This is a genomic window from Leifsonia aquatica (genome assembly GCF_014190775.1).
Taxonomy (GTDB): Bacteria; Actinomycetota; Actinomycetes; order Actinomycetales; family Microbacteriaceae; genus Leifsonia; species Leifsonia aquatica.
This window is the reverse complement of sequence record NZ_JACHVP010000001.1, coordinates 1,097,078-1,108,302: the sequence shown is the minus strand read 5'-3', so window position 1 is coordinate 1,108,302 and position 11,225 is coordinate 1,097,078. Positions and strand designations below refer to the sequence as shown.

Below are 11,225 nucleotides of genomic sequence, written 5' to 3'. Positions count from 1 at the left end.
CGCAGGCCGGTCCGGTCATCAGTATGACGGTGCCGGGTCATTGCATGCCCGAAGCGGGATAGGGGGTACTGTACGTGTCGCCCGCGGAGCGCGTCACGGAGATGACGAGCGAGGGGTCGGGGTCGGTTCCGGGCGCCTGGCAGCTCGCGGTCTGGCCCGTCGCCGGCATGTCGGCAGCGGTGTCGCCGCAGCTGAAGCGGACCGCGGAGTAGCCGGATCCGGTCGGCCACGCGGTCCAGGTGAAGGTGCGCGTCGCCGCGTCGTAATGCTGGCCGCCGATCGCGGTGGACACCGCGACGCCGAGCGGGAAGCTGTTGGGGTTCTGGTCGGTGCACAACTGCGACCCGTCCCCGTATGTCTCGCAGATCCTCGTGATCGTGATGGCCAGGTCCATCCCGTAGTGCGGTCCGTTGGAACCCGCGGCGATCCGGTTCGTGCTCGTGAGGACGCCGCTGTCGATCGCGCTGCCGCCCGAGGTGAGCGTGTACGAGACCGACGCCGTCGTGCCGCTGCCGGCCGCGTACGCCACGTTGGCGATCGAGAAGTCGAACAGGTTCTGGGCACTGGAGACGAGCGACGGGTCGGCCGAGACGTCGGAGACCTGCCCGGGCGCACGCCGCTGGGTCGCCGTGACGACGGTGCTGGCCGTGCAGCCCTGGCCGTTGTAGGCGTAGACCACGAAGCTGTAGGTCTGGTTCGGCTGCAACCCGGCGAAGTCGACGCTCCCGGCCTGGACCTTCTTGAACGACCCGGACGTCGGGTCGACGTGCAGGACGGCGTTTCCGCTCTCCACGCCGGTCACGGAGCAGCTCGGCTGGGCTCCGCCCTGGTAGACGCCGGCGTAGTAGGCGACGATCGCCCGGCCGTTGTCGCTGAAGACCCCCGGCCAGCTGAGCGTGGCGGTGCTGCCGTCCGCCGTGTTCGGCGACGCGGTCGGCGCCACGCCGGTGACAAGCGGGGCGCCCGCGGGGACGCCGCTGCTCTGCGTCTGGTTCCAGGTCGTCCGGCCCTGGTAGAACTCGTTGCGCGCGGCGACCGTGATCCCCACCGAGATCCCGTTCGCGAGCGTGCCGTCGGTCACGTTCAGCGCGTAAGCGGTGCCGACGGCGTCCGACCCCGAGACCTGCAGCGAGCTCGTGACGCCGCCCACGGTGACCAGGTACGACGTGATCGGGCTGGCGCCGGCCGCGTTCGCCGGCTTGGTCCACATCACCCGGAGCCCGTTGTTCAGGGAGGTGGAGGAGACAGCCGCCGGTGCGTTCGGGATCACGTCCGACCAGGTCGCCTCTGCGTACGGCGTGGGGTCCGAGAGGCCGAGCGCGTTGCGCGCGCGCACGCTGAGCTGCACGGCGTTGCCGGGCCCGTTGCCCGGGGTCTGGACCGCGCAGGAGGTCGTCGTGCACGTCGTCGTCGACAGTGTCGCGCCGCTCGTCGCCGACGTCATGGTCACCTCGAAGCCGGTGATCGCCGAGTTGTTGAAGGCCCCGGGGATCCAGCTCACCGTCAGGCTGCGGTCGCCGATCGCCGTGATCTGCACGTTCGACACCGGCGAAGGCCGGTCCTGCACGGAGATCGTGATCGTGCCCCAGGTGTACCTGTCCGGGTCTCCCGTCGCGTCCGCGACCTCGTACTGCAGCGTGGTGTCCGCCGGCGCTGCGGTCGCCGATACGGTCACGTCGAGCGTCGCGTTGTCGGCGCTCGGAGTGATGCTCACACCGCTCGGGAGCGCGCCGCCGAGCCCGCGCACGGAGACGACCCGCAACGGCTTGCCCGGGAACGGGTTGGTCGCGGCGTCGTTGGCCAGCACGTCGACCCGGGTGGTCTGGCCGCGCGGGGCGATCACGCGATCCGGCTGCGGGCTCGCGAGCGGCCGCGTCGACGGCACCACACTGATGTCGATGCGCCCGGCCTGCCCGGCGTTGACGGCATCCTTCACCCCGATGGAGATCGACGGGGTGGATCCCTTCTGCGCCCCGGCCGCCACGGTGACGGTCAGCTTCTGACCGGCGAGCGAGGTCGTGACGCCCGCCGGCTGCGGGTTCTGGACGGAATAGGTGAGCTCGCCCTGGTCCTTCGCGTAGGGGTAGCTCGTGAGCTTCGTGAGATCGATGGTCTTGCTCTGCCCGGGCTCGAAGTCGATCAGCGCTCCGGTGAACACCGGCGGCTGGTTCTCGCGCGGGGTCACGTCGATCGGCAGCACGATCGTCGCGACGTTGCCCTGCGGGTCGGTGGCGCTGGTGCCGTCCGTGACCTGGAACGAGATGGAGGCGGGGCCGAAGTACCGCGCCGACGACGTGTACTGGAGAGTGTCTCCGCTCAGAACGAGGTCGTCGCCGTTCGCGTGGGTCGCACGCACCGTCGCCGCATCCGTCAGCCGCACTTTGCGCCCGCCGACGGCCACGATGTAGTCGTTGAGGCGGATGGTCAACGACTTCTCGCTGACGACCGAGAGCTTCGGGGCACCGCGCTTCACCTGCGGGAGCGCGTCGTCGTACCCGGGGACGTGAACGAAGCCGTACGCCACGACGGAGGGATCCTCCGGGTTCGCGACGGCGAACGGGATGATCTGGCTCTTCGCGCCGATCGTCACGCGCACGCGCTTGCCCGCGGTGACCTGCGCGCTGTCCCCGTAGCCGGGCACGACGGAGAGCTTCAGGGTCGAGACGGCGCCGTCGGCGAAGAACACGTTCGCCAGCACGTTCACGTCCACGTGATCCTTGCCCAGGATGTCGGAGAGACCGAGCGTCGTGTCGTCGACGAGCGGACGGGCGGGCGGGGCGTTCGCGTCCACCGTCACGCGCAGGAACGCCTGGCTTGTCCCGCCGCGCTCGTTCTGGATCGTGTAGAGGAAGCCGTAGACCCCCTCCTTCGCCGGCGCCGAGACGACGACGATGTCGCCGGTCACTTTGGCCTTCGCCTTCCCGTCGAGCGACGAGACGCCGGTCACGGCCAGCGGGCTGCCGTCGGGGTCGCTGTCGTTGGCGAGCACCTGCACGCTGAGCGTCTTGCCGGGGCGCGTGGTGACGTCGTCCTCCACCGCGACGGGGTTGCGTGCGCCCTCCACCCGCGCGGCGATGCCGACGCGCACCGTGCCGGTCGCGCGGGCGCCGAGGGCGTCGACCACCGCGTAGGTGAAGGTGTCGGTCCCCGCGGCGTAGTCGCCCGCCTGGAAGTCCATCCAGTCGGGGCCGGAGGCGATCACCGCGCCCTTCTGCGGGTTCGTCTCCTGACCGATGAACTGGACGGAGTCGCCGTCCGGGTCGATGCCCGACAGCGGCACGGTGATGCGGACGACGTCGCCGGCCAGCACGCGCGCGGTCACGGTCTTGGGCACGGGCGGGTTGTTGGTCGCCGCGTCGCGCTCGCGCACGGCGATGGTCACCTCGGCCGTCGCCCACTGGCCGTCCTCGCCGACCACCTTGTACGCGGCGGTGTAGTTGCCCGGCTTGGTGGGCGCCAGGTAGCGCAGGTGGTCGCCGCTGGCGAAGAGCAGGCCGGCCCCGGCGGGCAGCGGTGACGCCAGCGTCGGGTCCAGGATCAGCTTGTCGCCGTCGGGCTGCACGTCGTTCGCCAGCACCGGGATGTCGACGACGTCCCCCACGCGCACGGCCACCGAGTCGGGGGCGGCGATCGGAGGCTGGTGCACCGTGAGCGGCGGCAGCTGGACGACGGTGACCGTGCCCGTGGTCTCGGCGAGGCCGTTGCTGAGCCGGTAGTGGAAGTCGATCGGACCGGCGAGCGGCCGGCTCAGCGTGACCCGCAACGTGCGCTGCTGCAGCACCTGGACGTGCACGCCGGCGCTCGCCTCGGGCTCGGTCGCGCCCGTGACGAGCAGCACGCCGCCGGACGGGTCGATGTCCGTGGACAGCACGTCGACATCCTGGGTCGCCTGCTCCCGGATGAACGCCGTGTGCGGCACGGCGATCGGCGCGGTCTTCGCCCCCGGCGGCGCCTTGACCTCGACCCGGACCAGCCCCGTCGACGTAACCACGCCGTCCGTCACCGAGTACTCGATGTTGTGGGTGCCGGGCTGGTCGGAGTCGAACCGGAAGGTGCCCCCCTGGTAGTCGGCGGTGATCGTCGCATCGGCCTTCGTGGGCACCGTCGCGAGCCGCACGGTGCCGTTGCCGCCGCGGACGTGGTCGAGGGGCTGGATCGTGACCTCCTGCCCCTCGTACGCGAGCACGGCGAACGGATCGGCGATGATCGGCACCTGTCCGGGCGCCCGCACCGTGACGGCGAGCAGGCCGCTGCCCTCGGCGCGGCCGTCGGAGAGGATGAGCGCGACGTCCTTGAGATCGCCGCCTTCGCCGTGGTCGGAGAACGCGACCTGGCCCTGCGGCGTGAAGGTCACGGCGTCCGGCGCGGGCACCGTCGCGCCGGCCAGGTAGAACGAGTCGCCGTCGGGGTCGTAACAGTCCCCCAGCACGTCGGACGTCACGCGTCCGCCGGTCTGCACGACGGCTTTCGCATTGCGCACGCACACCGGCGGCGAGTTCTCCAGCGCCCCGCGCACGGTCACGGTGACGTGCGCGGTCGCCGTCCCGCCGCGCCCGTCGGAGATCGTGTAGTCGAAGGCGATCGCGCCGGTGGCCGTGTCCGGCAGCGAGATCTGCAGCTGCTGGTCGAAATTGGTCAACTCGATCGTGCCCTGCTCGTCCGGGATGGAGGTGAAGGAGTCGATCGCCAGGACGTCGCCGTTGGGGTCGTAGTCGTTGAGCAGCACGGGCAGCGGCGTGACGCGGCCGGGGCGCGCGCCGAACTGGTCGTCGACCGCGACGGGCGGCTGCTCCTGCTTCTCGAACTGCGGTGCCGTGTCCTGCTTCGACTGGTCGACCAGCTCCTGCGTGGTCTTCTTCGCGACCAGCTCGTCCCAGTTGTCGATGCGCGTGTTGCCGCTCTGCACCGCCCAGGAGATGCCGGACCGGGTGTCGTTCAGCACCGCGCGGTCCCCGTTGACGCGGAACGCGAGCGTCGCCCCGGACGGCACGTTCGCCAGGGTCGACCGCTGGCCGGATCCGGAGGCGTCGCACGAGCGCCAGGCCGTTCCGCCGTTCCAGCCGGCGTAGGTGCACTCGCCCACCGTTACCGGCGCCGCCGCGGCTCCGGAGGCGGAAGCGAAGGGCGTGGAGGCCGCCGTTCCGTCGAGCGGCACCCGGATCAGCCCCGTGGTGGTCCCGATCCAGACCGCGTCGCCGGTCGCCGACGGCTGCTGCAGCACGGGGTCGGCGTTCGCGCCGAGGCGCGAGGACAGGCTCACGGAACGACCGTCGAGCCACAGCCGTCTCTCGTCCGGGTCGAGCAGTGCCCAGTGGCCGGCGACCGTCGTGAGCGACACGTCCGCCCCGTCCCCGCTGGTCGCCACCTTCGTCGTGGTGGTCGACGGCTCGCTGCCGCTCAGCTCGATCCGCACGACCGAGCGCGTCGACGGCTGGTAGGTCACGAGCGCAGCCCCGGTCGGGTCCATCGCCGCGACCGTGCGGCCGCCCAGGTCGACGGTCGCGGCCGAGCCGGAGTTGAACTGGTCGAGCTGCGCGACCGTCGTCAGCCAGAGCTGCCCGGTGGTCTGCGAGAGCAGCGCGACCCGGTCGCCGGCGAGGAACACCTGCGGCGACCGCGGGGGCAGGGCGACGGATTTGCCGGCCTCCGCGGTCGCGGGGTCGACGACGGAGACCGTGTTGGCCTCCCGGTCGATCAGCAGCACGTTCTCGCCGTCCTGCACCACCTCGAGCGCTTCGCCCGTGGCCGCGACGACCGAGTTGAGCTTGTCGATCTCGGTGTTGGCCCGGCCGAGCGACTTCTTCGCGTCGCTGGCGACCCAGACCGACGCGTCGTCGAGCTGGAGGTGCTGGGCGCTGTAGCCTCCCGACACCACCGCGAGGGTGGTCACCAGAGCCGCGACCACCGTGCCGCTCACCGCGGTGGCGGCGATCGACTTGTGCGCTGCGACCCAGGTCCAGGCGGCGCCCAGGCGGCTCACGACCCGCCGCTCCGCTCCACGCACTTCTCCCCGCTCGCCGAACCGGTCTTGCCGTCGCGGTTCACCGTCACGGTGACGCAGACCGTCTGACCGGCTCGCGCATCCACCCGGAACTCGGAGGTGCGCTGGCTCGCGGGCGGCTGGTCGTCGACCGTCACCTGGTAGACGTCGCCCGACTGCAGGCCCGGGTCGCTCCAGCTGAACACGACCGTGCTGCCGTCGACGCGGCCGCTGAGGTCACGCACGGTGGGGATGTCGTCTGACGCGCCGGCGCGCACGAGCACGATGGCGGCCGTCACCCCGAGGACGACGACGAGCACCGCGCACGCGACGAGCGAGTAGACGAGCGCACGCGACGGACGGGCAGGAACGGCGGGGCCGGTGCCGGGCGCGCTCCCCGCGCTCCCGGCGTTCTCGCGCACGATCGTCCGGGTCGGCGACCGCGTGGTGGTGGCCGACGCCGGGGCGCGCCGGCGCCGACGGGCCGTGCCGGTCGGGTCGACCGCGACGACGCCCTTCACGCGCGTGCGGTCCTCGGGGTCGACGGCCGTCGCCCGCGCCCAGTCGTCGGTCGCGACCTCGACCGGGGTCTGCGGCAGTCCGAGCTCCTGCTCCACCGCCTGCAGCTCCCGCACGAACTCGAGCGCGGATCGCTGACGCTGGGCGGGCTTGCGCGCCATCGAACGCAGGAGGACCTGCTCCAGGCGCGGCGGCACATCCGGCCGGTCGATGGGCTGCGGGCGTCCTTTGGTGATGCGGTGGATGAGCTCGGCGGAGGTGTTCTCCTTGCCCGGCACCTCGAACGGCGACCGCCCCGCGATCAGCGAATAGACGGTGGCGCCGAGGGACCACACCTCGCTGGCGACCGTGCCGCTGGTCTCGTCGAGGAGGACCTCGGGCGCCGACCACGGGATCGACAGGCCGATCGCCTCGGTCACGTCGGCCTCGCTCAGCGTCGCCGCGATCCCGAAGTCGCTCAGCACCGGATGGCCGTACGCCGTGGTGAGGATGTTGGAGGGCTTGATGTCCCGGTGCAGCACGCCGGATCGGTGCGCCGTCTCCACCGCGCTCGCGATGCGCACGCCGACGTTCAGCGCCTCGGCGACCGGGAGCGGTTCGCTGCGGTAGCGCTGTCCGATCGCGGACGAGCACAGCTCCATCACGAGGTAGGGGCGCCCATCCCCCGAGACGCTCGCCTGGTAGACCGTCAGGATCGACGGATGCGTGCTGAGCTGGGCCATGAGGTTGGCCTCGGCCTGGAACATCTGCTTGACCTGGCTGGTTACGACCTCGGCGAGCATGACCTTGACCGCGACCTGTCGACGGGGCATGTTCTGCTCGTACAGGAACACGTCGGCGAAGCCGCCGGAACCGAGGACCCTGACGTACGAGAAGCCGGGGAGGTTCGGCGGCTGGGACGGCAAGCGCCGGGCCACAGGGCTCCTCCGTTCAGCGTCGAGAGCGTTCGCGGGTGCGAGCGTTTCCCAATTGTAGGCAGCGGGATGGGAGGCTCAGCTGGCTGTGACCCGTGCGTGACACCGGGGAGCACCCCCACTCCGGGGGGCACGCGCAGGGCTCAGTGGCGGCGGGCGGCGCGCCGGGACGAGCCCTCGCGGTGAGCGCCGCTCTCGGGAGTCGCCAGTACGTCGACGACGACGACGGTGACGTTGTCGCGGCCGCCGTTGCCGAGCGCCGCATCCATGAGCTGCTGGGCCGCGTCGAACTGGGACGAGCCCTCGCCGAGGTAGTACCGGATGCCGTGCTCGGTGAGCTCCTTCGTCAGGCCGTCGGAGCAGACGAGCAGGCGCGAGCCGGCGACGATCGGGAAGAGGAAGAAGTCCGGGACCGGGTCCTCGTTGAAGCCCACCGCACGGGTGATCACATTGCTGTGGGGATGCACCTCGGCCTCGGCCGGCGTGATGGCGCCGGCATCGAGGAGCTCCTGGACGATGGAGTGGTCGACGGTCAGCTGCTCCAGCGTGCCGTCGCGATAGCTGTAGACCCGGGAGTCCCCGATGTTGAACACCAGCCAGTACGGCGAACCGTCCACGAGGGTGAGGGCGGCGCCGGTGACCGTCGTGCCGGTGCCGAGGTCGGTGTGCCCGACCCCGCGGCCCATGTCCCCGACGGCGGAGCGCAGCGCTCCGGTCAGTGACTGCTCACCGACGAACTCGGTCGACACCTGCTCGGCGAGCCGGGTGACGACGGCGGACGACGCGAAGTCCCCCGCGGTGTGACCGCCCATCCCGTCGGCCACGGCGAAGATCGGGGAACGGGCCAGGAGGCTGTCCTCGTTGACGCTGCGCCGGTAGCCCTTGTCACTGAGCGCCGCCCAGGCGAGGCTGATGCGCGCGTCCGGGGTTCCGGGCACGGCCACGGTGTGGCGCCTGTTGCTGCGACCGATCTGGGTCACTCGCGTCCCTCTTCGTCTCGGTGCCCGTCCGTGCCCCCAGTGCCCCCCGGCGCGGCGGTGATCTCGATGATATTACCGTCGCCGATCTCGACCGTCGCCCCCGCGAGCGCGACCGTGGACTCGCCGGGCCGCAGGCGGAAGCCCGCTCCGCCCGGTGCGATCACGCGCGTGCCGTTGGTGGAGCGGAGGTCGGTGACGACCACTGCGTCCCCCGATTGCTCGATGCGGACATGGGTGCCCGACACCTCCTGGGTCGCCGACACAACGGAGACGAGGCGCGGAGCGACGCCCGACTCGACCCGGGAAGCGGAGGGATGCCGGCCGAAGACGACGGGGGTGTCCAGGGGCAGGATGTCCCCCGCCCCGAGGCGGACCGCGAAGGTCGCGGGCGCCGGCGGGAGCACGACCGGCTCGGTCGGCGGCTGCGCGGACTCGACCGGGGAGAAGGTCAGCGCGTCCGGCGTGTCGGGCCCGGATGCCGGGGTCTCGATGTCGACGGCGCCCGGCAGCTCGTGCGCGACCGGCCGCTCGATGAGAGGAGCCACCTCGCCGCCCGCAAGCGGGACCGGCGTCAGGGCCGCGGACGTGGACGGCGCCCCGGCGTGGCCGAACAGGCTGCCGCCGCGCTGCGGGATGATCGTCTCCCCCGCCGCCGCATCGGGCTCGGTGCCGGCCTGCGGGCGCACGGTGGGAGCGGCCTCCGGAGCGGCGCTGCGCTCGACGCGCTCGATCGGCGCGAGCGACCAGGTCAGCAGTTCGCCGTCGACGACGCCCAGGCCGAGCGGCAGCGAGCCGATCGACAGGCGGGCGACGGGACCGGTCGGCGCGTCGTCGGCGCCCAGGACGAGACCGGTCACGCTGCGGAACTCCGCGAGCACCCACGGCTGCACGCCCGCCGCCGCGAAGCGCCGCGATCCGCCGACGGAGAAGATGTCGATCGCGGCGGACCCGCGCACCACGGCCGTCACGACCACGTCGCCGGTGGGGCCAGGGCGGCCGATCTCGGCGACCGCGAACGAGCGGACGCTGTCGGGGCCCGCCAGGGGGAACGCGCCCACGACGGACTCGATGGTCGCGAGCTCGGATCCGGCCAGCCACCAGACGGCGTCGATGATCTCGTCGGAGACGGTGCTCTCGACGGCGGCGACGAAGCGGCGTCCGGCGATCAGGAGCCAGCGGGACGGACCGGCGGTCGGTGCGTAGCGGACGAAACCGTTCGCGGCATCGGCGGCGCGTGCGACGGCCGACGTCGGATCGGAGCTCACGCGGCGCCCCCCTCTCGTGGTCACGGCGGCCACCTGCCGCGGCGGCCTATCCGAGTGTAGTCGTCGGGAGGAGCCGGAAGGGCGTGCCCGGGCACGACTGCGCGCGTGCGTCCGCGTGGTCGAGGGGCTGGACGGTCCCCGGGAGCACAGCCGGATCGGTCGAGACCATCACGCGGCCGTCGGCGTTGACCAGCACCAGGGGCGACCCGGTCGCCAAAAGAGCCGGGAGGAGCTCGTGCTCGAGACGCTTGACGAAGACGTCGACGCCGACGACACCGATCATCCGTCCGTCCCGCTCCACCGGCGCGGTCACCGTCACGATGTAGTCGCAGGTGCAGAGGTGGTCGACGTACGGGCCGGTCACGTGCGTCCGGTGCGTCGATTGGGGGACGCGGTACCACTCGAGCGAGCGGAAGTCGCGCAGATAGTCGGTGTACGAGCGCGTGCCGAGGTCGAGCTTCGTCGGCCCGGACGTCGCGCCGTAGACGGGGTTCTCCTCCAGCGGACCGAGCCACCACGAGAAGTGGACGGCGTCGGTTCCGGTGAGCTCGGGCGCCGCGATGAACCCGGCCCCGATGAAGAGCGCGCCGGCGTCGCCGAGCTCGGGCAGCACGAGGTCTCCGGCCACGGCGTCGAGCGTCGCCGTCGAGGGGCGGTCCGGCGTGGCGTCGAGCACGGCGTCGCGCCAGCGGGCCAAGGTCTGCTGGATGCGGGAGAAGAGGTCGCCGACGCGCCGCGCCGCTCCCACGAGGTCGGTCGTCTGCTCAGGCATCGCTCCCCCCTCCACGCTCCAGGCGCGCCTTCGCCGCGAGCAGCCACTCGGTGACCGACGCGACCAGCTCGGTCACCGCCTCCCGGGCGACCGCACGGTCGCGCTCCGCGACGGCGGCGGCGACCGCCCGCATGGCGACGACGGCGCGCTCGCGCGGGGCGTCGTCGTGCAAGCCGATCCACAGCAGCGGCCCGTACTCGGCCTGGAGCCGGATCTGCTCGCGCACCAGCCGGGCGGACTGGCTGAGCACCGCGAGCTCGAGCAGGAAGCCGCCCGCGTTGCGCCGCGCATCGGCGGGCGTCGTGAACGAGGCCGCGTCGAGCCACGCGGCGAGCCGGGCGCCGTCGGCCGGCGTGGCGCGCTCGGCGGCCCGGTCGGCGCACCCCGCCGCGATCGCCGTCACGTAGACCCCGAGATCGGCCAGCTCGACCTGCGACAGGCCGTGGAGTCGCGCGGTGAGCAGGGCGTCCTCCCCGCCGTTCGGCGCGACGACGAAGCTGCCGCCGTCGCGACCGCGACGCGTGTCGACCAGCCCGGCCTCCCGCAGCATCCCGAGCCCCTCGCGGGCCGTCACGAGGGCGACCCCGAAACGGCGAGCCAGCTCCGCCTCGCTCGGGAGGCGCTCGCCCGGTACGAGGACGCCGAGCACGATCGCGTCGGCGATCCGGCGCGACACCTGCTCGGCGCGGCCGACATCGGCGAGCTGCGCGAACACCGCGTCGCGGGCGCCCGGGGACACCCCTGCGGGCCCGGTCGTCCGGGTCGGTTCGGTCGCGCTGGTCACCCGCCCACGAT

The 11,225-nt window shown here is 72.4% G+C and carries 6 protein-coding genes; all 6 read right to left on the bottom strand.

The annotated features are described in order from the left end of the window. Positions 1-37: 37 nt before the first annotated feature. Complete coding sequence (locus FHX33_RS05285; RefSeq protein ID WP_039922205.1) at positions 38-5,980, bottom strand: Ig-like domain-containing protein; 5,943 nt, start codon at positions 5,978-5,980, stop codon at positions 38-40. Beyond that, positions 5,977-7,416, bottom strand: coding sequence for a protein kinase domain-containing protein (locus FHX33_RS05280; protein WP_183428244.1), 1,440 nt, complete (start codon positions 7,414-7,416; stop codon positions 5,977-5,979). Before FHX33_RS05280 ends, FHX33_RS05285 begins: the two co-directional genes overlap by 4 nt. 140 nt (positions 7,417-7,556) lie before the next feature. Continuing rightward, positions 7,557-8,393, bottom strand: coding sequence for a PP2C family protein-serine/threonine phosphatase (locus tag FHX33_RS05275; protein WP_021760290.1), 837 nt, complete (start codon positions 8,391-8,393; stop codon positions 7,557-7,559). Continuing rightward, a complete protein-coding gene (locus tag FHX33_RS05270; RefSeq protein ID WP_183428243.1) occupies positions 8,390-9,658 on the bottom strand; it encodes an FHA domain-containing protein in 1,269 nt (422 codons plus the stop codon). The genes FHX33_RS05275 and FHX33_RS05270 overlap by 4 nt, the downstream gene beginning before the upstream one ends. A gap of 46 nt (positions 9,659-9,704) precedes the next feature. Then, positions 9,705-10,430, bottom strand: coding sequence for a cache domain-containing protein (locus tag FHX33_RS05265; protein WP_021764955.1), 726 nt, complete (start codon positions 10,428-10,430; stop codon positions 9,705-9,707). Then, positions 10,423-11,214: a GntR family transcriptional regulator gene (locus FHX33_RS05260; RefSeq protein WP_183428242.1), complete on the bottom strand. Its 792-nt coding sequence runs from the start codon at positions 11,212-11,214 to the stop codon at positions 10,423-10,425. Before FHX33_RS05260 ends, FHX33_RS05265 begins: the two co-directional genes overlap by 8 nt. Positions 11,215-11,225 lie beyond the last annotated feature (11 nt).

What these genes read in the sequence shown, in the direction of transcription:
- FHX33_RS05265 (WP_021764955.1), bottom strand. Translation starts at nt 10,430, where the DNA reads ATGCCTGAGCAGACGACCGACCTCGTGGGAGCGGCGCGGCGCGTCGGC.